At 58.6% G+C, this 22,447-nt stretch carries 17 protein-coding genes and 2 pseudogenes; 7 read left to right on the top strand and 12 right to left on the bottom strand.

The genetic code is table 11. The features are described 5' to 3' along the window. Nucleotides 1–27: 27 nt before the first annotated feature. Nucleotides 28–1,117 (bottom strand): annotated as a pseudogene (serC, locus tag OMP40_RS04825) (3-phosphoserine/phosphohydroxythreonine transaminase). 127 nt (nt 1,118–1,244) lie between these two features. On the opposite strand from serC, the gene thpR reads away from it, so the two are divergent. Continuing rightward, a complete protein-coding gene (gene thpR / locus OMP40_RS04820; protein ID WP_277529606.1) occupies nt 1,245–1,880 on the top strand; it encodes an RNA 2',3'-cyclic phosphodiesterase in 636 nt (211 codons plus the stop codon). Nucleotides 1,881–1,933: 53 nt separating this feature from the next. Here the strand turns inward: thpR and glnA are convergent, their stop codons facing one another. After that, nucleotides 1,934–3,358, bottom strand: coding sequence for a type I glutamate--ammonia ligase (glnA, locus tag OMP40_RS04815; protein WP_277529605.1), 1,425 nt, complete (start codon nt 3,356–3,358; stop codon nt 1,934–1,936). 320 nt (nt 3,359–3,678) lie between these two features. Then, nucleotides 3,679–4,668, bottom strand: a complete 990-nt coding sequence (locus OMP40_RS04810; RefSeq protein ID WP_277529604.1) for an LLM class flavin-dependent oxidoreductase — start codon at nt 4,666–4,668, stop codon at nt 3,679–3,681. 184 nt (nt 4,669–4,852) lie between these two features. Between OMP40_RS04810 and OMP40_RS04805 the strand changes: the two genes are divergently transcribed. From OMP40_RS04805 to OMP40_RS04780, 6 genes are all read left to right on the top strand, one after another. Further along, nucleotides 4,853–6,001 (top strand): response regulator, encoded by a 1,149-nt coding sequence (locus OMP40_RS04805; protein WP_277529602.1) that lies wholly within the window; start codon nt 4,853–4,855, stop codon nt 5,999–6,001. Further along, nucleotides 5,991–6,155: a hypothetical protein gene (locus tag OMP40_RS04800; RefSeq protein ID WP_277529599.1), complete on the top strand. Its 165-nt coding sequence runs from the start codon at nt 5,991–5,993 to the stop codon at nt 6,153–6,155. The genes OMP40_RS04805 and OMP40_RS04800 overlap by 11 nt, the downstream gene beginning before the upstream one ends. 951 nt (nt 6,156–7,106) lie before the next feature. Further along, complete coding sequence (locus OMP40_RS04795) at nt 7,107–9,089, top strand: collagen binding domain-containing protein (RefSeq protein WP_277529597.1); 1,983 nt, start codon at nt 7,107–7,109, stop codon at nt 9,087–9,089. Then, nucleotides 9,061–12,027 carry a DUF7601 domain-containing protein gene (locus OMP40_RS04790; protein ID WP_277529596.1) on the top strand — a complete coding sequence of 989 codons (2,967 nt, stop codon included), beginning with the start codon at nt 9,061–9,063 and terminating at the stop codon, nt 12,025–12,027. The genes OMP40_RS04795 and OMP40_RS04790 overlap by 29 nt, the downstream gene beginning before the upstream one ends. Nucleotides 12,028–12,095: 68 nt before the next feature. After that, nucleotides 12,096–12,371, top strand: coding sequence for a sortase family protein (locus OMP40_RS04785; RefSeq protein ID WP_277529594.1), 276 nt, complete (start codon nt 12,096–12,098; stop codon nt 12,369–12,371). Between the two features lie 19 nt (nt 12,372–12,390). After that, nucleotides 12,391–12,840 carry a class B sortase gene (locus tag OMP40_RS04780; RefSeq protein WP_277529592.1) on the top strand — a complete coding sequence of 150 codons (450 nt, stop codon included), beginning with the start codon at nt 12,391–12,393 and terminating at the stop codon, nt 12,838–12,840. A 157-nt stretch (nt 12,841–12,997) separates the two neighbouring features. Here OMP40_RS04780 and aroF read toward each other — a convergent pair whose 3' ends face one another. The 9 genes and pseudogenes from aroF to OMP40_RS04735 form a co-directional block, all read right to left on the bottom strand. Further along, nucleotides 12,998–14,059 (bottom strand): 3-deoxy-7-phosphoheptulonate synthase, encoded by a 1,062-nt coding sequence (gene aroF / locus OMP40_RS04775; RefSeq protein ID WP_277529590.1) that lies wholly within the window; start codon nt 14,057–14,059, stop codon nt 12,998–13,000. Between the two features lie 165 nt (nt 14,060–14,224). After that, nucleotides 14,225–14,731: a DUF2062 domain-containing protein gene (locus OMP40_RS04770; RefSeq protein ID WP_277529588.1), complete on the bottom strand. Its 507-nt coding sequence runs from the start codon at nt 14,729–14,731 to the stop codon at nt 14,225–14,227. A 47-nt stretch (nt 14,732–14,778) separates the two neighbouring features. Beyond that, nucleotides 14,779–15,729: a 4-hydroxy-3-methylbut-2-enyl diphosphate reductase gene (locus OMP40_RS04765; protein WP_277529587.1), complete on the bottom strand. Its 951-nt coding sequence runs from the start codon at nt 15,727–15,729 to the stop codon at nt 14,779–14,781. 30 nt (nt 15,730–15,759) lie between these two features. Then, nucleotides 15,760–17,307, bottom strand: a complete 1,548-nt coding sequence (locus OMP40_RS04760) for a sensor histidine kinase (RefSeq protein WP_277529585.1) — start codon at nt 17,305–17,307, stop codon at nt 15,760–15,762. A gap of 3 nt (nt 17,308–17,310) precedes the next feature. Then, nucleotides 17,311–17,997 (bottom strand): response regulator transcription factor, encoded by a 687-nt coding sequence (locus tag OMP40_RS04755; protein ID WP_277529584.1) that lies wholly within the window; start codon nt 17,995–17,997, stop codon nt 17,311–17,313. Nucleotides 17,998–18,069: 72 nt separating this feature from the next. Next, a complete protein-coding gene (locus tag OMP40_RS04750) occupies nt 18,070–19,740 on the bottom strand; it encodes a S1C family serine protease (RefSeq protein WP_277529582.1) in 1,671 nt (556 codons plus the stop codon). Nucleotides 19,741–19,936: 196 nt separating this feature from the next. Beyond that, the gene (locus OMP40_RS04745) at nt 19,937–20,350 is read right to left on the bottom strand and encodes a YugN family protein (protein ID WP_277529580.1); all 414 of its coding nucleotides are present in this window, start codon (nt 20,348–20,350) and stop codon (nt 19,937–19,939) included. Between the two features lie 366 nt (nt 20,351–20,716). Continuing rightward, a pseudogene (locus OMP40_RS04740) lies at nt 20,717–21,395 on the bottom strand (response regulator). Between the two features lie 6 nt (nt 21,396–21,401). Beyond that, a complete protein-coding gene (locus tag OMP40_RS04735) occupies nt 21,402–22,442 on the bottom strand; it encodes a sensor histidine kinase (protein WP_277529577.1) in 1,041 nt (346 codons plus the stop codon). Between the last annotated feature and the right edge of the window lie 5 nt (nt 22,443–22,447).

Here is a 22,447-nt window from a genome sequence, read left to right as displayed (position 1 = left end):
GCATGCGCCCGCTGGAGCCGGACGATTCTATCCGTTGGTACGGGCGAATTCGCCCATGAAATCCACAAGCGTCTTGACGCTGTCGAGCGGTACGGCGTTGTAAATCGATGCGCGCAATCCGCCGACGTCGCGGTGGCCTTTGAGCCCGATGAAACCCTCGGCTTCCGAGTCCTTCACGAATTTTTTCTCAAGGTCTTCGCTGCCCAATCGGAAGGTGACATTCATGATGGAACGGCTGTCCGGGTTCGCAAAACCTTTGTAAAAGCCGCCGCTTGCGTCGATCGCCGAATAGATAAGAGCCGCTTTTTCCTTGTTCACGCGTTCCACGCCTGCGGCGCCGCCCTGCGCCTTGACCCAGTTCAGCACCCGATTGGCCATGTAGATGGCGAACGATGGCGGGGTATTATACAGAGAGCCGTTCTTCGCATGGGTGTCGTAGCGCAGCATCGTCGGCACGGTCATCGACGGCGCGGCGACCAGATCCTCGCGGACGACGACGATCGTGACGCCGGACGGTCCGAGATTTTTCTGCGCACCGGCATAGATAAGGCCAAAGCGCGAGACGTCGACCGGGCGGCACAAAATATCACTCGACATGTCCGCGACGAGCGGCACGTCGCCCGTGCTCGGGTATTCGGCCCACTGCGTTCCTTCGATCGTCTCGTTCGAGGTGAGGTGCAGGTAAGCGGCATTGCCCGGAATGTTCAGCGCATCGGCGCCTGGAATCCGCTTGTAGCTTTCGGCTTCGGAGGAAGCCGCGATCGCGACCTCGCCGAACAGCTTGGCTTCCTTGATCGCCTTGGTCGCCCAACTGCCCGTCGCGACATAAGCGGCGACTTTGTCGGGCTTAAGCAGGTTCATCGGCACCATCGCGAACTGCGTGCTGGCGCCGCCTTGCACGAGCAGCACCTTGTAGTTGTCAGGTACGCCCATCAGCTCCCGCACGAGCTGCTGCGTTTCATTATGTACCCGTTCGTAAATGGCGCTACGGTGGGACATTTCCATCAGCGACATGCCGCTGTTTTCAAAATCGACGAATTGCTCCCCCCGCCTGCTGCAAAACCTCTAAAGGCAAAGCGGCCGGGCCCGCGTTAAAATTGTAGGCACGTTTGGTCATTTCAAATTCCCACCTTGTCGTCGTTTCATCTTCACACATCATAACAAAGCTGCCACTGGTGTTCAACCGCTTTAAAGGACAAAAGGATGACAAAAATCAAAATTCCCGAACTATAATGGAGGTCGTCATGGAAAACCTTCGCCTTTTTCTAGGAATCGCTCTGCCTGAACCGGTTGAAAGCGCACTTGGCCGCATCGCAGCCGGCATGAAGCCGGCGCTGTCGTTCCGCAAATGGACGCATCCCGCCGACTACCATATCACGCTTCATTACCTGGGCAATATGCCCCCGGACAAGCTGCACGACATTCGGCTTGCGGCGCGAGAGGCCGCAAGACGGGCGGCTCCGATTCGCCTGTCTCTCGCCGCTCCAGGCACGTTCGGGCCGCTGTCGGCGCCGCGCGTGCTCTGGTGCGGAATCGATGAGGCGAACGACGACAATACGGTCGCCGGCACCGCGGAAGCGGACCCGGCTTTGTCTCCGCTGCACCAGCTGCACCTGCTGCTCGGCGAACGGCTGCGGGAGCGGATCGGCTATCAGCCTGAGAGCAGACCCTATCATCCCCATATTACGCTCGCCCGCAGCTGCGAAGGAGACCGCTGCGCCAATGCCGAGATTGTTGAGCTATGGCATTCCTTGGCTTCCCGCGAGGGAGAGCTGCATGCCGTCTGGCCGGGAAGCGCGATCGCGATCTTCCGTTCCCATCTCGATCGAACGCCTTACTATGAACGTCTCGATTCGATTCCGCTCTCCGGACCAAGCTGAACATACGCAAGAAAAGCTCCCTTGCGGGAGCTTTTCGCTAACGTCCGATTCGATTAGCAATCGAAGTAGAGGCCGTATTCGTGCGGGTGAATGCGGATTGCCACTGCTTTCGCTTCGGCACGCTTCACGTCGACGTAGTTGTCGATGAATTCCTTCGTGAAGACGCCGCCTTCGGTCAGGAATTCGAAGTCCGCTTCGAGGGCGTCGAGCGCTTCGTCCAGGTTGCCCGGCACGCTGCGGATCTCTGCCTTCTCTTCGTCGGACAGCTCGTAGATGTTCTTGTCGAACGGACCGTAGCCGAGCGCGCGCGGGTCGATCTTGCGCTTGATGCCGTCGAGGCCGGCCATCAGCATGGCTGCGAACGCCAGGTACGGGTTCGCCGTGGAGTCCGGCGTACGGAACTCGATGCGGCAGCCCTTCGGCGTAACGGCAGCGACCGGGATCCGAACGGCAGCGGACCGGTTGCCGGCGGAGAACACGAGGTTAACCGGCGCTTCGTAGCCTGGAACCAGACGCTTGAACGAGTTCGTGGACGGGTTCGTGATCGCGATCAGCGCAGGGGCGTGGTACAGGATGCCGCCGATGTAGTTCAGCGCCAGCTCGCTCAGGTTCGCGTATGCGCCCTTCTCGTAGAAAAGCGGCTCGCCTTCGTTGAAGATCGACGTGTGCACGTGCATGCCCGATCCGTTGTCGCCGAAGAGCGGCTTCGGCATGAACGTCGCGACCTTGCCGTATTGGCGAGCGACGTTGTGAACGATATATTTGTACTTCATCAGGTTGTCGGCAGTCTTGGTGAGCGTGTCGAAACGGAAGTTGATCTCCGCTTGGCCGGCCGTCGCCACTTCGTGGTGGTGACGCTCGACGCGCAGCCCGGATTCTTGCATCAGGCGGACCATCTCGCTGCGGATGTCTTGTTGGGAGTCGACCGGAGCAACCGGCACATAGCCGCCCTTGACGCCTACTTTGAACGCCAGGTTGCCGCCCTCTTCCTTGCGGTTCGTGTTCCAGGCCGCTTCTTCGGAATCGACGAAGAAGGAGGAGGAGTTCATCGTGCTCTCGTAACGAACGTCGTCGAAGATGAAGAACTCGGACTCGGGCGCGAAGAACGCGGTCGTGCCGACGCCGGATTGTTGAAGGAATTCCTCGGCCTTGTGCGCGATCGAACGCGGGTCGCGGTCGTAACGATCGCCGTCCGGCGTGTAGATGTTGGACATGACGATCAGGGTCGCGTGCGCGGTGAACGGATCCACGTAAACCGATTCGGTATCGGGCATCATGACCATGTCGGATTGCTCGATGCCGCGGAAACCGGTGATCGAAGAACCGTCGAAAGCAACGCCGTTAACGAAAGTATCTTCGTCGACTTCCGTCGCGGGCAGCGTGATGTGGTGAGCGCGGCCGGCCAGATCGACGAACCGGAAATCCACGAACTCGATATTTTTTTCCTTGATGAGATCCAAAACGTTTTGTGCAGACATTTCGAATTTCCTCCCCCATTTCCGAACATTAGGTCTTGTGATACGAAACAACGTTCAACTTTTCACCTGAACTCTGTCGCTATTATAAATTTATTGGTAGAAGAGCGTCAATACTTATGTAAGGTATTTTTTGTGGAAGTGTGAGGTATGTTAACACTTTTGACATACCGCAAAACCGCGCCGCTACGGGGAGGAAAACCCGCGTCCGGCGGGCGGTCGGCCGGCCCCGCGACAGCCTCGGCCGACCGCCGCGCGAAAAACCGAACGTCCGGCTTCCGCCCGATTGTTATCGATATCCGCCAATGCCGCTTGCCGCGGTTTTAAGTCCCGATCCGCCTGCGGAACAAGCCCGCGACGCGCGCGAGACTGGCGGATCGGGACGCCGCGTCCGCGGTGACGCCATTGACGATGATCTCGTCGGCGCCATAGCTCGCGGCAAGCGCGTAGAGCGATCGCTTCGCGCGTTCGGGACCGCCGACGATCATCCGGCTTCTGTTGTGCGCGATTCTCGCCCGGTCGTACACGTCGTACGCGTACGCGCGCGCCTCCTCGCGGCTCGGCACCGGAAGGCCGTATTCGCCTTTATCGTTCAGCAGCAGCCGCAAATCCAGCGATGCCGCCTCCCGTTCCGCTTGCCCGTCGTCGTCCATGCAGACGACATATACGCATACCGCGACGCGCGGCGCCGTCCCGAGCGGTCCCGCCCTGAACCGACGCCTGTATTCGCGCGTTGCGGCTTGCCCGCCCTGTCCGTTGATGAAATGAGCGAAGGCGAACCCCGCGCCCAGCGCCGAGGCGACCTGCGCGCTATGGGCGCTGGAGCCGAGCAGCCAAGCCTCCGGACGCGTGGCGATCTCGGGCGACGCCTCCAGGCCCGCGAGCGGATGGCCGGCTTCAAGCGGAGGACCGATGTTCAAATAGGCCGCGAGCTCCCGCAGCGACTCGACGAAGCCCGCTTCCTTGTCTTTGCCGGCTTCCCTGCCCATCGCGCGCGATACGAGCGGCATGCCGCCCGGCGCCCGGCCGATGCCGAGATCGATTCTTCCCGGATACAAGCCTTCGAGCACCCTGAAGTTTTCTGCGACCTTGTACGGGCTGTAATGCGGCAGCAGCACGCCGCCCGAACCGATGCGGATGCGCGAAGTATTCGCGCCCAGCGCGGCGAGGAGCACCTCCGGGGAAGCGCCCGCAAGTCCTTTCGCGTTGTGGTGCTCCGACACCCAGAACCGCGAATAACCGAGCCGTTCGGCGAGCGCCGCCAGCTCGATCGTATCCCGAAGCGCTTGCGCGGCGTCTCCTCCGCTCAGCACGGGGGGGATTGATCCAGTACGCCCAGCTTCAACATCCGGCGATCACCTCGTTACCTATTGTACGCCGGTTTGGCGAAGCGCAGAATTTATGCTTTCGAGCCCCCATTTTGCCCGCAACTCCGATATAATGTAGAAAAATGGCGATCGTTGGCTTCGCCGGTATCATGAACGAGGCGGGATCGAATTGAAATGCATAATCGTCGATGACGAACCTCTGGCACTGAACGATATGGAAAGACAGCTCAAAAAACTCGGCGGGATCGAGATCTGCGGCAAATTCGGAAATGCCAAGGACGCGCTGGACGCGCTCGGCGCCTTGGAGCCCAATGTCGTATTCCTCGATATCGACATGCCCGTCATGAACGGTCTCGAAGCCGCTCTGCACTTCCAGGAGACGCTGCCCGGCGCCCGGATCGTCTTCGTGACCGCCTACCGCGAACACGCCCTGAGGGCGTTCGAGGTCAATGCGCTCGACTACCTGCTTAAGCCCGTGCTGCTGCCCCGCCTCGCGCAGACGCTGCAACGGCTCGAGACCGCCGCGTCCGCCTCAGCTCCGGCGAATGCCGCTTCGGGCGGCGTGGATGCGACCATCCGATGCTTTCGTTCCCTGTCCGTCGAATACGGAACGCCACCGTCGCAGCTGGCCTGGCGGACGAACAAAGCGCAGGAGTTGTTCGCCTATCTCCTTCACCGGCGGGGACAGCAGACGCGCAAGGATACGTTAATCGAGCTGCTGTGGCCGGAGCTTGCGCCCGAGCGCAGCTATGCCCTCCTTTATACGACGGTCTACCAGTTGCGCAAGTCCATCGACGCCGCCGGCATCGGCATCCGCATCTTGAATACCAAAGCCGGCTACGAGCTCGTCACCGACGACATTGTGATCGACGTCGACGAATGGGAACGGCGCATGCCGCCGGCCGACGACAATCCGCCGGATCTGCTGCAGCGATACGAATCCTGGCTCGACGCTTTTACGGGCGATTATCTGGAGGAGCAGGACTACGAATGGGCGGACGCCGAGCGCCGCAGATTGCGCATACTCTGGTACCGATACGCCCTCAGGCTGGCCGCCCTGCTGGAGGAACACGGCATGCCCGAGCATGGACTGGATTGGCTGTACCGGGTGCAGGCGCGTTTTCCTTATTCCGAGGAGGTCTGCTTCCTGATCATGAAGCTCCATGCCGCACTTGGAGAGAACAGCATGGTCGATCAGCAGTATTCGCTGCTCGTCAAAATGAGCGAAGAGCAATACGGGCAACCGCCATCCGCGGAAATCGCGGCCTGGTACGCCGCCCGTCGAGCGGACATCACGCCCCAGACGTTTGATCCATGACGGCGTAGGCATCGACGCGCCGACGCTGGAGCGACCGCAGGACAACCGGCTCGACAATGAGTCGGTCATCGAGCTCGTCAACACGGACCGCCGCCTTAGGCAGCCGTTCGGTACGGGACCCGTGCATACAGGCTTGAATCATCGATCTATTTAATAAGAAGTTGGGGTACGAAACACCTGCTGGACCGGACCGCGAGGCTGTAGCGTAACTTTTTGCCCTTACGGCAACTTTTGGACCGGTCCGCGACGCTGTAGAGTAACTTTTTGCCCTTACGGCACCATTTGGACCGGTTCGCGAAGCTGTAGAGTAACTTTTTGCCCTTACGGCACCATTTGGACCGGTTCGCGAAGCTGTAGAGTAACTTTTTGCCCTTATAGCACCATTTGGACCGGTTCGCGAAGCTGTAGCGTAACTTTTTTGCCCTTACAGCACCATTTTGACCGGTTCGCGAAGCTGTAGAGTAACTTTTTGCCCTTATAGCACCATTTTGACCGGTTCGCGAAGCTGTAGAGTAACTTTTTGCCCTTATAGCACCTTTTTGACCGGTTCTCGAGGCTGAGCTTAACACTTGCCCTTACGGCAACTTTTGGACCGGTCCGCGACACTGAAGAACGTGTTTGAGGTAAAAATCCTGCACCTTTAATCGATTGATGATTTACGCCGTGCTGCACCAGTGCTAACGAGCGGGCCAAGCGGCACGATCGTCTCGTTCATCGTCCAGGATGTTCGTTTATAAAACCGGCAACGCCCTCGGGCGTTACCGGTTTTTTGTTTTCTAAAATCGAATTTGTTCAGTTTTTGTAGAGTTTTGTACTATACACTCTCTGCTAGCATGGCACTTCGAATGCAATGAAGGGGGGAACGGTCTAATTTAACAGGAACACCGAAGCGCGGCAGGCCCGCGCTGACGCAGCCGCCGCCGGCAGCGACGAACGTGGCGAGCCGGGCAACTTCGCGCCCGCAGGCTTCTGGCATTTATGTAGAAAAAGACGGTGACGAACGATGAAACGATGCCTAGAAGCAGGAAGCTGCGAAGCAAGAGTTAGGTATAAACCATATCATTGACGAGCACATTGCAGCGTCGAATTAGGAGGAAATGAATTTATGAAGTACAGAGCGGGGATCTGGCTGATGGCATTTGCCATTCTGGTCAGCACCGTATTGCCGATCGGCAGGTTGAGCGTATGGGCAGACGGCGTAGATAAGTCAAGCGCGCTTACGGATGTGACGGCAGTCGTTAAACAGGGAAGCACGGTTATTGAGCCAGGCGACACGATCAACCTCGGCAACGGGGATACGCTTAGTGTCGAAGTGTCCTTTCGAGTGCCGGTTGCAGGGGATGACCCTACCCCGCCAACGGTTGTTGAGCTTGGCGACACTGCTAGCTTTGAGTTAAGTCAAGGTTTCATTCTTATGTCGGGAACGTCTCTGTCACTAACACACACTAGCGGCAAGAGTATCGGAACCGCGACGCTTGATTCGACTGCCGGATCGGTGAATGCCGATATCCTGTTTGATGGAGATAGCGATATTTTCGACGAAAACGGCGGTTATAACACCGTAAGCGGCAAGTTTTCCGCACAACTTCGATATGACGACTCCGGAAGCGCAGGCGACGAAGGTACCCATACGGTAACGATTCTTGGCAAGAACTATACCGTTGTCGTCCCTCCTGCTCCAGTCGTTTACAATGTGGCGAAGTCCGGCGTTGCCGATCTCGCCCATAATAAGATCGATTGGACCGTTACGCTCTCCGCAACCAAGGGCGCGACTTCGGTCGATCTGAAGGATTATGAATTCAGCGATGATCTGAGCAACGTGGGGACATACGTTCCGGGATCGTTCACGGTAGGCGGCGTTGCCGTCACGCCTGTCGAGACGGGTAGCGTGATTGCGTATATATTCCCAGATCCCTCCTCAGGTCCGCAGGAAATCAAGTTCAGCACGACGATTCCGGATAACAAGTATTACGTCAACAACAGCAATCAATCGGTAAGCAATACCGCCCAGTTGCTCAAAGACAACGTTCTCGTTCAAAGCGGGTCCGGAACGGCAAGCTTTACGACGCCGAAGTGGATCGAGAAGACGGGGGCGGCCAATCATAATCCGGACAGCGAAGCCACTTATGATCCTGCGGATCAGTTCATTGCATGGACGATCACGGCGAACAAGGCACAAGCTTCGTTGGACAATCTGACGATCACGGACGTGCTGCCGAGCGGGCTGGACTTCGTCTCGGCGCAATGGCAGACGTCTACGGACGGCACAGTCTGGACGCCGGGGAGCGTTGTCGGCTCCGAACCGTCGGACGGAAAGTACACGCTCTCCGGAACGACTAGCACGATGGTTCAGCTCGTCATTACGAGCAAGGTGAGCGACACCGGCACGACAGTAAGCAAAACAACGTTCAACAACGCTGCGACCCTCGATTGGGACAACAAGCCGGGCGGCGTAACGCTGAACACGGGCAACGTCGGCGTCGGCATCGGTTACGATGCGCTGACCAAATCGGGCTCACTGAATAAAACCACCCGCGAGATTACGTGGACGATCAAGGCCGATGCGAAAAATCAGGCCATTGCCGACATGCGCGTATACGACTTGCTCGTATACGACCCGGCCACCAATCTATCCGGTACGACGGGTTGGCCGGCGGGCATCACCGCAGCGAAGGTCACCAAGCGTACGGGCTTGCAATATGTTGCAAGCAGCGGCACGACTACGTCAGGAACGTTGAACGTTATACCGATTTTGGATAATGGCGAGCGGGTTGCCGATCTGATCGAAGTAACCGGTCTATCGACAGCTGCGCCGAATACGATTCAGTTCAAGACCCTCATCGTGAACCCTGACGTTTACGCTGGGAATGCCAGCAAGAATGTAGACAATACCGCTTCATTGTTCACCAATACGAACAAGCTGCGAGAAGCGACAGGCTCCGTGACCTACGACAGTCGCACGCTGGCGAAGGAGCTGCTGAAGCGCGAGGCGCTGGCCGACCCGGCCGCGGGGGGTCAATACCCAGCGCACGACGAACGCAGCGGAAGGGTTCGATTACGTGGACAAGTCGGTTATCTTCCGACTTAGCGTCAACGCGGACGGCCTGGATTTCAACACCGCGAAGGTGGCGAGCAATGAAGCGAACGACGTGATCGGGACCGCCACGGTTACGGATACGTTGCCGGCTGGTTGGGTGTTCACCGACATCGTCCCAGGCGAGGAATATCTGATATTTGAAGGAAATACGGGTTCAAGTTCGTCATCCGTGGCTGCAGCCAGCACGACGCCGGAAGCTAGCGTATCCGGACTGACGGCCGACTTCAACACTGCGGGGCAAGCAACCTTTGCGTTCGCGCAATTGGACAAGCCTTACGTCATTCTGGTCAAGGCCAGGCCGACGGGCGCTACGCTTGACGGGTACTTCGACGGCAACAAGACGACGCCGATCACCAACAACTTGAATCTTCAAGCATCTCATTGGTCACCGGGAGCTTCTCGATCGCAGCAAGTGTCGATCAAAAGCGAAATTCTGAAGAAATCCTACACCGGCCCGACGAGCGGCACGCTGAATTGGTCAGTCGTGTACAATCCTAACGAGTTGGGGACGACCGGCGAATCCATCGCAGATACGCTCCCGCTCGGACTTGATCTGCGTACGGATGCCATGGGCAAGTTGCTGCTGAACGACGGCAATGGCGACAGCTACATTACCGCCAAAGAGCTGACGTTGCAGCCGAACGGGACGCTTGCCGACGGCAGCGATGTTCCGCTTGTCCTGGGTACGAATCTATTCTACAACAACGCGACCAGGGAGCTGCTGTTCAAGATCCCGGACCATAGCAAAGCTTATCGTTTGAATTACTTGACGGATATTACCGGCGAGATGGGGGGCGTCGTGAACCACGCGTCGCTGACGGCCGGCAACGCCGGCGCATCCGAACAACAGATCAATTATGCGATCAGCAGCGCGGACAGCTCCGCAACGTTGATGCGCGGCGGCTGGCTGGAAGTGACGAAGACCGACGGATTGACGTCGGCTCCGCTTCCAGGCGCCGAGTTCACGTTGTTCGCGATGGATGGCAGCACGGTCATTCGCAAGGCAATCAGCGGCGCTAACGGCAAGTTGAAAATGAAGGCTATTCCGAATGGAGATTATGTGCTCCGCGAGACGGCCGCACCTTCCGGCGGCTATACGTTGGAAGGCATCGACCATACGGTCCATGTGGATACCTCGGGCTCGACAGTGGTGACTACCATCGACGGCAAAACCGGATCAGGCGTCAATGAGCTGACCGTAGCGAATTATATGAACAATACGACAGGCAAACTCGTCATCTCCAAAACCGTTGCCGGAAACGACGGCGACTTAACCAAGCATTTCGATTTCGCCGTTAACTTTACCGGGGCGCCAGGCGTTTACAACTACACCGGTACAGGCGGCGCAGCGAGCGGTACGATCGCAAGCGGAGGCACGGTCTCCCTCGCCCACGGACAAGGGATTATCATCGCGGGCTTGCCTGCAGACGCAACCTATAAGGTTACAGAAACGAACTATGCCAATGATGGATACAAGACGGCAAGCGTCGGTGCTGAAGGCGTCATTGCAGCCGATCAGACGCAGACCGCGGTATTCGTGAACACGAAGGATAAGCCCGGCAACCTGATCATCAGCAAGACGGTAACGGGCAATGACGGAGACTTGGCTCAGTTATTCGATTTCACCGTCACCTTGAGCTCGCCGGGCGTGTACAATTACACCGGTTCTGGCGGCGCCGCGAACGGCACGATCACGAGCGGAGGCAAGATCGCCCTCGCTGGCGGACAGAGCATCACGATTTCGGGACTGCCCGCAAGCACAACGTATTCTGTCGTCGAGAATGATTACGCCGCGATCGGCTATGTAACGACCAAGACGGGCGACACTGGCACGATCGTAACGAACGATTTCCAATCAGCCGATTTCGTTAACGCGAGAGACGATTGGTTCGGCAGTCTGAAGATTAGCAAGACGGTGACGGGCAATGCAGGCGATAAAACTAAAAAATTCGAATTCACGGTTACCTTGAGCGCACCGGGCGTATACAACTACTCCGGTTCGGGCGGCGCGGGTGACGGTACGATCAAGAGCGGAGATACGATCTTGCTGTCTGACGGACAGAGCATTACGATTGAAGGTCTTGCCAAAAACACGACATATACCGTAACTGAAGCCAGCTACGCAGCAGACGGTTACGTCACGACGAAGACGGGAGATACGGGCGCGATTGTCGGAGGCCAGGAGCAATCCAGCGAGTTCGTCAATACCAAGAATGTGTGGTACGCCCCGAGTCAAGGCAGTCTGACGATCAACAAGACGGTAACGGGCAATGCCGGGGACCGCGGGAAGAAGTTCAACTTCAAGGTCGTTCTTGACGGCACAAACGCCACGTATGAATATTCCGGCAGCGGAGGCAACGGAACGATTCAGAGCGGCGGAACGTTAACGCTGGCTCACGGACAGAGCGTTACGATTGCCGGACTGCCGGCAGGAACGAGTTATACGGTCAGCGAGGAAGATTATGCAGCGGACGGTTACGTAACGACCAGCACGGGATCGACCGGTACCATCCAAGTAGATGCGACGCAGATCGCAGATTTCGTGAACAACAAGGAGTCTCAGGAGCCCGAACAGCCTGGCAATGGAGGCGACGGCGGCGATAATGGAGGCGACGACGGCGACAATAGCCACAATGGTGGCAATGGCTCCTCCGGAGGATCTACCGACACGCCTTCGGGCGGATCTACCGACAGTCCGTCGGGCGGTTCGACCGATACAGACAGCGGTAACGGCGGCACTGACGGCAATTCTGGCTCCGCAGACAACGGAAGTCAACAAGGCGCCGGCAGCGGTACGCCGAAGACAGGCGACAATAGCCACAAGCAAGCAGGTCAAATCGGGTTGATCTTCTTCGGGGCTGCCTTGGTCGTTCTGATCTACGCGAATAACGCTGCACGGAGAAGAAGCAAGACAGGGAAGCGTCAATAGAAAGATGGCGCGAACGAGCAGAGCGCGATGGGCTTGGCGCCTTTCCATATGGCTGTGCATCGGGGGGGATGGTCGGTTCCGCATACGTGCTTATATCGGCCAATCGGGAGTATGCGCGCGGCGACAACGCCTACGAACAGGTTAGAAGACTCAAGGAGACGACTCCCTCCTCTGGGCTTTCTTTGAAGCCGGACCCCCTCTCGGTTGAGAATCCTGCGCCCGCCCCTTGGTCGGGGCAGGATGTGGATTTTGCCGCGCTGGCTCGCGTGAACCCGGACGTCGTAGCCTGGATTAAGGCACAGGACAGCGTCATCGATTATCCGGTCGTGCAGGGGGAAGGATAACAGCTATTACCTCAATCACTTGTTCACGGGCAAAGCGAACAGCATGGGCAGTCCGTTCGTCGATTATCGGACGCCGGGCGATTTCTCGAGAGCCGTCACGATTATATACGGACATTACATGAAGAACGGCTCTATGTTCGCTTCGCTTGCGAAGTATAAGAAGCAGTCCTATTACGACGCTCATCCTGTCATGGAGCTGTATACGCCGGACGGCGACTATACAATCGAATTGTTCGCCGGCATGATCGCCAACGGGTCGATCGAGTTTCTCCGGCGGGACTTCGACGACGATGATGATTATCTGGCCTATATTGAAACGTTGAAGAACGCGTCAACTTTTCGAAGCAACGTGACGGTACGGGCAGACGATCGAATCGTTGCACTCATTACCTGCTCTTACGAGTTTAGCGATGCCAGGTACGCGGTTTTCGGGAAGTTGGTCCCGCATGCGGAAATGAAGCGTCCATAAGCGTCGGCTACCGCGATTTGTATGAAAAGAGAACCTCGCCCTCCGCGATATCGCGGAGGGCGAGGTTCTTTTCTTTTTTTCTACGATTGGCCAATTAACTAACAGGTTTCCTTCAACTCACCTTTGCGGCAAGCTATCCAATGTTCATCTGAGTCTGTTATTTCTTCCAGGTCGCGAACGCTTCGGCCGACTCCTTGGCGGTGTCGAAACGCTTGCCGAGCAGCGGCGAGAGCTGCTCGAGCTCCTTGAGCAAGTTGGCGAACTGGTCCGGGAAAAGCGATTGTACGCCGTCACCTGTCGCCGAGTTGTCCGGATCGGTATGCATCTCGATGATGAGGCCGTTCGCCCCTGCGGCGACGGACGCCTTCGTCATCGTCTCTACGAGCTCGCGACGGCCCGTGGCATGGCTCGGGTCGGCGATGACCGGCAGATGCGACAGCTGCTGAATGACCGGGATCGCGGCCAGGTCGAACGTGTTGCGCGTGTACGTCTCGAAGGTGCGGATGCCGCGTTCGCACAGCATGACGTTTGGATTGCCGCCCGCCAGAATGTACTCCGCCGCGTTCAACCATTCGTCGTACGTCGCGCTGAAGCCGCGCTTCAGGAGGACCGGATTCTGAATCGTGCCGAGCTTGCGAAGCAGGTCGAAGTTCTGCATGTTGCGCGTACCGACCTGCATGATGTCCGCGTATTCGGCGCAAATGTCGACGAACTCCGGCGCCATAACCTCCGTAATGGTGAGCAGGCCGTATTTCTCGCCGGCCTCCTTCATCCACTTCAGGCCTTCAACGCCAATCCCCTGGAAGCTGTAAGGACCCGTACGCGGCTTAAATGCGCCGCCCCGCAGCACTTGGCCGCCAGCCGCCTTGACCAGACGTGCGATCTCGTCGATCTGCTCCGGCGTCTCAACCGCGCACGGGCCGCCCATGACGACCAGATTGTCGCCGCCGATCTTCACGCCCTTCACTTCGATGATCGTGTCGTCCGGGTGGAAGTCCCTGCTTGCCAGCTTGTAGGACTTGGAGATCTTGATGACGTTCTCGACGCCGTGCATCGAGCGGATATGCTCGGCGAGCGAAGGCTCGGCCTTGCCGATGATGCCGATGACGGTACGGTCCGTGCCCCGCGAGATATGAGGCTGTACGCCGCTCTTTTGAATATATTCGGCAATCTCCAAGATACGTTCTTCGGAGATATGCGGCGTTGTAATGACGATCATAAGGACACGCTCCCGGATTTTAAATTAGTTATCGTCTACTCACTTTCGCGCTTGTTCGCTTCGACGCTTATACGCTTTTAAGCACTAAAGTAAATATAGACGATAAAACCCCGGGTGTCAATCCCGGGGCCTTCGTCAATCTGCGATTTTCCGTGTAATTCCGCGTCACTCCATCGCCGGCTTGTTCGCTTCGATGACGATCTTTCTCGCGCGGCGCTTTTCTCTCCGTTTGCGCTTGAACGCCTGGACGCTGTACCAGATCGGGAAGAAAAACAAAACGCCGAGCGCAAGTCCGTCGATCATCCCCCCGACGATCATCTTGAGGTTGAACAACAGGAAATGATTGATCTTCTCCGGCAGAAACGAAAAGTTCACCGCGAAATGCGCGGGCATGACTGCGTCCGCCACCATCTTGTTCAGGACGGACATCGGAATGTAGATCAGCTTGCCGAACACGAATCCGACCAGCGCCGAAGGCAGATTGCCCCGAAGCAGGTAAATGAGCGGAAAGATCAGCACGAACGAGGTTCCGTACGTCGGCAGGTTAAACATCTCGACGAACAGCCCGATCGCGAAGCCCATCGCGATCGAATAGGCGCCGCCCTTGGCGCGAAGCAGCTTGACGTACTGCAGCTTCAAATAACGGACGAACTTGCGAAGACGTTGTTGCATGGCGCTCCTTTCTTGCGGCCTGCGGCGCCACTCCAGCCAAGAAAGGCTCAAATGGTTGTTTTTTCTCTAACCGTCGGCAGCAGCTTGCTCATGTTGACGGTGCGGCGAATCTCCCAGGTCGAAGGGTCTTTGTGATCGAATCGTTCCAAATACTGGATGACTTCCTTGGTCAACGGCGTCGGCGTAGACGCGCCGGACGTGACGGCGACGCGTTCGATGCCTTCGAGCCATTCGCGCTTGATCTCGGTGACGTCCGAGACGCGGTATGCCTTCACGCCGGAGATCTCTTCCGATACTTGGGCGAGCCGATTCGAATTGTTGCTCCGGGGATCGCCCACCACGATGCAGAGCTGCGCGTTCTTCGCTTGCTCGGCGACGGCTTCCTGACGAACTTGCGTCGCCAGGCAAATCTCGTTGTGGACCTCGGCCCGGGGAAACGTCTCGAGCAGCTTCGAGATGAGATGTCGGATATCCCATTGCGACATCGTCGTCTGATTCGTAATTATAATACGGTCGCCCGCAAGTCGAAGTTCCGCAATATCCGATTCGTTTTCGATCAGATGGACGCGGTCCGGCGCAATCCCGATGGCGCCTTCCGGCTCGGGATGGCCTTTTTTGCCGATATAGACGATATCGTAGCCCTCTTCGACCTTCTCCCGAATCAGATCATGCGTCTTCGTGACGTCGGGACAGGTGGCGTCCACGATGGTGAGTCCTTTTTCCTTGGCCCTTGCGCGGACTTCGGGCGAGACGCCGTGCGCCGTAAAGATGACGGTACCCGATTCCACGCCTTCGAGAATCTCGAGACGGTTCGCGCCGTCCAGCGTAATGATGCCCTCGTCCTTGAACGATTCGGTCACATGACTGTTGTGCACGATCATCCCTAAAATATAAATGGGGCGCGGCAGATCCAGGTTGCGCGCCGTCTGAAGGGCAAGCACCATGGCATCCACCACGCCGTAGCAATATCCGCGAGGGGAAATTTTGACGATCTCCATTTTCGTAACCCGCTTTCTCGCCCGTACCTGTCAGCTTTGTTCCGCATCGGGAACAGCCGGGCGCACCGATGCCTCTATTATACCGTAATCGGGGCGTTCGGAAAAGTCGACGGGAAGCCAAACGGTAAAGCGGCTGCCGCCCTCGGGGCGGGACTGAACGTCCAGGGAGGCGCGGTGCATGTCCGCGATCCACTTGGCGATCGAGAGACCGAGTCCGGTACCCGCCGTCTGCCCCCGGGATTCGTCCGCGCGGTAGAAGCGGTCGAAGATGCGGGGCATGTCCGCCTTGGCGATGCCGATGCCCGTATCGCTGACGGACAAGCCTATGCGATCCTCCTGACGGTACACCTCCAGCCGGACTTCGCCGTCAGGCGTGTACTTAAAGCCGTTTTCGATAAAAATGAACAGCAGCTGCATGAGGTAATCCCGGTTGCCGACAACCCGCACGCCTGCGAGCGCGTCAAACGGTCCGACGACCCACTCCGCCTTGCGCGGCAAAAAGCCCGCCCTGCGCGACACTTCTTCGACGAGCGGCAGCAGATCGATCGGCTCCTTGTCTACGACATAGCCGGCGTCCGCGCGCGCCAGCGACAACAGATCGTTGACAAGCCGGCTCATCCGCCGCGCTTCGTCGGAGATGTCGTGCAGCGCTTCGCGGGACAGCTCCTCCCGCTCCGCCAGGGACAGCTTCGGTTTGGCGACCGCGCCTTCCTGCTCGTCCTGCGCGGCGCCGAAGCTTGTCTCCGACCACACTTTTTCGAGCAAATCGACATTGCCCCGTATCGTCGTCAACGGCGTCCGCAGCTCGTGCGATGCGTCCGATACGAATCTGCGCTGCGCGTTATTGGACTCCTCAAGCACGTTGTATGCCTTCTCGACACGCTCCAGCATATGATTGAGCGTCCGCGTGAGCCGGCCGATCTCGTCCTGGCTCTCGCCCGGAATGCGCAGCTTCAGATCGGACCCGCTCTGCACGCGCTCCGCCGCCTCCGTGACCATTTCGATCGGGCGCAGCGCCTTGCGCGCAAGGAAAAGGCCGATGACGAAAGCGAGGACAAGGCTGGCGAGACCGGCGATCCAAAGGATGGTGCGCATTTGCGACAGATAGCCGATTTCTTTTCCGGTATACGCCCCGACCTGTAAAAGGCCGATTACCGCGCCGTTATTTGGAAGAACAAGCGCCTTTTCGAAAATGACGAACGGGTTTCCCGCCAACGTTTCCGAATGATAACGGCCCTCTTTGATCCCGTCGAATTCCGGATAAGAAAATTTGATTCCCAATGACTCCAGGTTGGAAGTCTGCATATCAATACGGCCGGCGGGGTCTTTGGTGTAGTTAATCGCCTGAGCCGCAATGCTCACGTCCAGCGAATTTGAAGTCTGGATTAAAATTTTGAGATCGCCCGCCGAGTTCAATCTCGAGCCGACATAAACTTTATCCGCCTCATTCATCAGCCTGGTCTTGATGCTGCCCATCGTGTTCTGATAAACGATCGCGTAAATCAGGATACCGAAAGCCACGAGCGCGGCTGCCAGCAGTCCCGAATACCACAAAGTCAGTCGAAGCCTGATCGACATGCCTTAGCTGTCTCCCTTCAGGACATAGCCCGCTCCCCGCACCGTCTGAATGAGGCGCTTGTCTCCGAATTCCTCCAGCTTTTGGCGCAGCATCGCCACGTACACCTCGAGCACGTTGGACTCGCCGCTGTAGTCGTAGCCCCAGATCTTGTCCATGATCTGGTCGCGCGACAGAACGCGCTTCGGGTTTTGCATGAACAGGTGCAGCAGGTCGAACTCTTTGGCGGTCAACTCGATCCGGTTGTCGCCGCGGATCGCTTCCCGTCCGTCGACGTCGAGCACCAGATCGTCGAAGCGCAGCCGGTTGTTCTCTCCCGCAGACTCCGGGCGTCGGCGCATCAGCGCGCGCACGCGCGCCATGAGCTCCTCGAGCGCGAACGGCTTCACGAGGTAATCGTCTGCCCCGAGATCCAGTCCCTTCACCCGGTCCTGAACGTCGTCCTTGGCCGTCAGCATCAGCACGGGCACGTTCATGCCCGCGGTCCGGAGCCTGCGGCACACCTCCCAGCCGTCGATCCCCGGCATCATGACGTCCAGAATGACCAGGTCCGCGGATTTGTCCGCCACGATGCCGAGGCCCGCGGGGCCGTTCGATGCGGTTGAAACTTCATAGCCTTCGAATGCCAGGCTGCGTCTGAGCAGCGAGGTGATCTTGTCATCGTCGTCGATTACGAGAATATGCGGTCTCATGCGCGCCTCCGTCTATAAGAATGGGGCAGTCATAAGCGACTGCCCCCCGCTAACGCTATTGTACCAGAAAAATTATGGTTGTTGCTGTTGCTGCTGCGTCGATTGATCCTCGAAATCGCTCTTGTTGCCGATGGTAAGCGTCAGATCGATCTTCTTGCCGTCGCGGAAGACGTTCAGCACCGCCTTGTCGCCTACGGCTTTTTTCTGAATCGCGGCGATCAGCTCTTCCTTCGTCTTGAACGCCTTGCCGTCCATGCCGAGGATGACGTCGTATTGGCGAAGGTCGGCCTTGTAAGCCGGCGAGTTGTAAAGAATACTGTTGACGAGCGAGCCGTCCGTATTCGACAGACCCAACTGGCGAGCGGCGGAGCTGCTGATGTCCGAGAGCGTGGCGCCGATAAACGGAGTCGGCTTAGCCGGAATCTTCGTGTTGGACTTCAGGCTATCCAGCACTTCGGTGATCGTGCTCGTCGGAATCGCGAAGCCGATGCCCTGCGCTTGCGAGCTGACCGCGGTGTTGATGCCGATGACTTCGCCGTTCAGGTTGATGAGCGGGCCGCCGGAGTTGCCGGGGTTGATCGACGCGTCGGTTTGCAGCAGATGCTCGTAATTGCGCGTGCCCGCCGAATCCTGGATGCTGATCTCGCGCTCATTGGAGCTCAGCACGCCGACGGTGACCGTGTGGTCGAAGCCGTACGGATTGCCGATCGCCACGACCCAGTCGCCCATGTTCGCAGCGCCGGAGTCGCCAAGCTTAAGCGTCGGGAAGTCGGTGCCTTCGATCTTCAGGACCGCGAGGTCCAGATCGTAGCTGGAGCCGAGCAGCTTTGCCGTATAAGGCTCTTGATGGCCGGTAACGGTAACCTTGATCTCGTCGGCGTCCGCGATGACGTGCTGATTGGTCAGGATGTAACCCGTGGCGTCGAAAATGAAGCCCGAGCCCATGCCTTCCTCCTGCAGGGAGCCGCTGCCGTCCGAGCCGCCGCCGTTTCCGTTGTTTCCGCCGGAGCCGCCGCCGAAGTCATCGCCGAAAAATTGCCGGAACAGCGGATTTTCATCCAGCCAGCCGTTGCCGGAGCCGCCTTGGCCCGAAGATTTGACATACGTCTCGATCTTGACGACCGCCGGGCTCGCTTGCTCGAAAATTTTCGAGATGTTGTTCGGCCGGACCGTGTCGGTGATGTTGGCGACCGTCTTCGCGCCGCCGTTGTCGCTCGCGGACGCTACCGAGGCCGACGCCGGCGCCGCCGCCTTGGTGCTGAACCAGTCGCCGCGGTCGGCAGCGAACATCAGACCGCCGACGACGACCACGCCCGCCATGAACGAAGCGAATACCGAACGGATCGAGGATCTGCGCGGCGGCTTCGAGGCCTCCCAATTCCGTCCGTTGCCCGATACGGTGAACGGCCGGTACTCCCTATCGGCCGGCTGAACCGCCGGCGTCGACGGACGCTCGCCCGCGCCGCTGCCGCTATCGTAGGCAGCGCCGTACGAAGCGCTGCGTTCCCGGTCCGAGCCGAACGGCCCGTAGGTAAATCTGGTTTCTTCCCGCGACGGCGTATATCCCGGTTCCGGCGTATCCGAGCCGGTCGTCGCTTCGCCGCGGCCATCCCCGTGCGCATTCGCCTGGTCCGAGTACCGATATTCCGGCCCCTTCGCCGTTCCCGCCTCGCCGTTCTCTTCGCGTTCGTTATATCGGAACCCGAAGAGATTGTCTTCCGGCTTCTTGTTCTGATCGTCCATGCCCGATTCCTCCCATGTCGCCGCGGCCTCGCCTGCGGTCGTTTGTTCTTCTTGTTAACATCTTCGCCTATTTACCTTAAAACAATCTTAAAGCGAACTGAATCAATATTAAAAAAGTTATAAATAGAAACGCCCTCCGCGTCGCCGGAGGGCTGCCGTTCGATATGCGCGTCTAGCGCTAAGCGTCGAATCGCCGCTAGTTTAAAAATCGTTCTTCGGCCTGCTCCAAAATACGCTTGGCTTCGCCGATCCATGATTCGTCGATGGCGGCGTCCGGATTCGAAGGCGCGGCGAACTGGTCGAAGAAGCCGCCGAGCGTTCGGGGCTGCGCATCCTGATCCAAACCTTCCTCGTATTCGTGCCTCAAGACATAGGGTTGACCGAACCGGATGATCGCATCCGTCTTTTCCCCTTCCGCGTCAAGCTCGCCGCGTTCGACCTCGAAGGGGAGGCGCAGCCATACTTTATGTTCCCTGTCGAGCGCCCGGTCGAGAGAGCCGTTCTTGTAATCCCAGTTGCCGCCCAAATTAAAGCCGAGATCATCGAGGCCTTCCTGTGCCTGAATGTAGGCGACCTGCGTCGAGGTGAGTCGCGAAGACAGCTGCTGCATGGGAATACCGCCTTTTTTAGCCATAGAATGCCCGATCGGGCGGTACGCTAAACCTCACTAGCATCGCCATTCCGTCACAATGGTCGGCCAGACTCCGTTTTAGAATGCGCCGCATCGTTATTCCGCCGAATCAGCCCGCCACGCTACAAATAAGAATGCGCCGCATCGTTATTCCGCCGAGTCGGCCCGCCGCGCTACAAATAAGAATGCGCCGCATCGTTATTCCGCCGAGTCGGCCTGCCACGCTCCAAATAAGAATGCGCCGCATCGTTATTCCGCCGAGTCGGCCTGCCACGCAACAAATAAGAATGCGCCGCATCGTTATTCCGCCGAATCTGTAACTCTCGTCCGAATCAAACGCTCCGCCTACGTCTTGACCCAGCCCTTGCGATGCGCGTAAATGGCCAACTGCGTCCGGTCCTCCAGCTCGCACTTCATGAGCAGGTTGCTGACGTGGGTCTTCACCGTCTTGATGCTGATATGCAGCTCGTCCCCGATCTCCTTGTTCGACTTGCCTTCGGCGATAAGGAGCAGCACCTCGCGTTCCCGCTCCGTCAAGCCCTCGTCCTCGTCCTGCGCCGTCCGCCGGCGAAGGCCGCGCGTGAGCGCCTGCGAGACGTCGCCGCTCATGACAGGCATTCCGCGCAGCGCGCCCTGCATCGCGTACACGAGCTCGTCCGCCGATACGGTCTTGAGCACGTAGCTTACGGCGCCCGCCTCGATCGCGGCCACGATCTTGTCGTCCTCCAGAAAGCTCGTCAGGATGATGATCCGCACGTGCGGGTATTTAGCCAGCAGCGCGCGGGTCGACGACACACCGTCCATGCCGGGCATCATCAGATCCATCAGCACAAGCTGGGGAACGCGGCCGCCGAAGGCGCCCGCGTCGAGCCGATCGATCGCTTCCTGCCCGCCCGAAGCCTCCCCCGATCACTTCGAACCGGTCATCCAGCATCAGATACGTCCTTATGCCGGCTCTCACCATCTCGTGGTCGTCCACGATCATCACGCTGCATGGATTTTGAATCGCATTCCCTTCACCCATTTATGCTTAACCCCTTCCGTCTCGTTCGTTCGCCTGCGCGAATTTGGGCAGTCCGACCTTGATGCGCGTGCCGGCGCCGGGCTTGGTCGCGATCTCGACGTCGCCGCCCAGCTGGATCGCGCGCTCGCGCATCGTCGTCAATCCGTAAGAACCGGCCTTGACCTGGTCGGCGCTGAAGCCTTCGCCGTCGTCGTCGATCGACAGCAGCACCTGCCTGTCCGTCTCTCCGAGCACGAGCCTGACTTCGTCCGCGCCCGAATGCTTCATGACGTTGGCCATCGCTTCCTGGATGATCAGGAAAAGCTGATGCTCCATCGCGGGCGGCAGGGCCGCGGATACGCGCACGTCGAGCGTCCCCTGCATGCCGTTCTGCCGGCAATAGTCCGGGAACCAGCGGTCGAGCGCCTCAGGCAGCGTCCTGCCCTGCAGCTCCAGCGGCCGCAATTGCGCGATCAAGCCGCGCATTTGGCGCTGCGCGGCTTTGGACATCTCGATGAGCTGCTGCATGACGCGCCCGGCATGCTCCGGGTTTTTGTCCAGAAGCGCCGGCAGCGCGGACGCGCTCATATGGATCGCGAACAGTTGCTGGCTCACCGTATCGTGCAGATCCCGCGCCAGCCGCCTGCGCTCTTCGAGCACAGCCTCTTCCACGGTGGCGGCTTTGCCCATCACTTCCTTCTCGCCGAGCTGCTGCAGCAGACGAAGCCGCTCGGCCAGACCTTGCTGCAGCCGGTTGAATTCGCGATATGCGCCTGCGAAGGCATCGGCGCGCTCCTCGGGAAGACGCGCCTCCCAATTGCCGGCGGCCGATTGCTTGAGCGCCTCCTGAAGCGCATCGATCCGGCTCTGATACCGTCGGCCGCGGAAGTAGGCGCCGACGATCCGCACGACGATCAGAAGCGGGATCAGTCTGTATATGGCCGCGCCCCCCGGCAGTGCCTTGATATGAGGCCGCCACAGGCCGTAGATGATCGCCATCACGACCGCGCCCGAGATCGCAGCGTAGAACGCCCACTCCCACTTGATATTTCTAAGCAGCTTCGGCATCCGGC

The organism is Cohnella rhizosphaerae, from assembly GCF_029525575.1.
Classification (GTDB): Bacteria; Bacillota; Bacilli; order Paenibacillales; family Paenibacillaceae; genus Cohnella; species Cohnella rhizosphaerae.
This window is presented reverse-complemented; position numbering and strand designations above follow the sequence as displayed.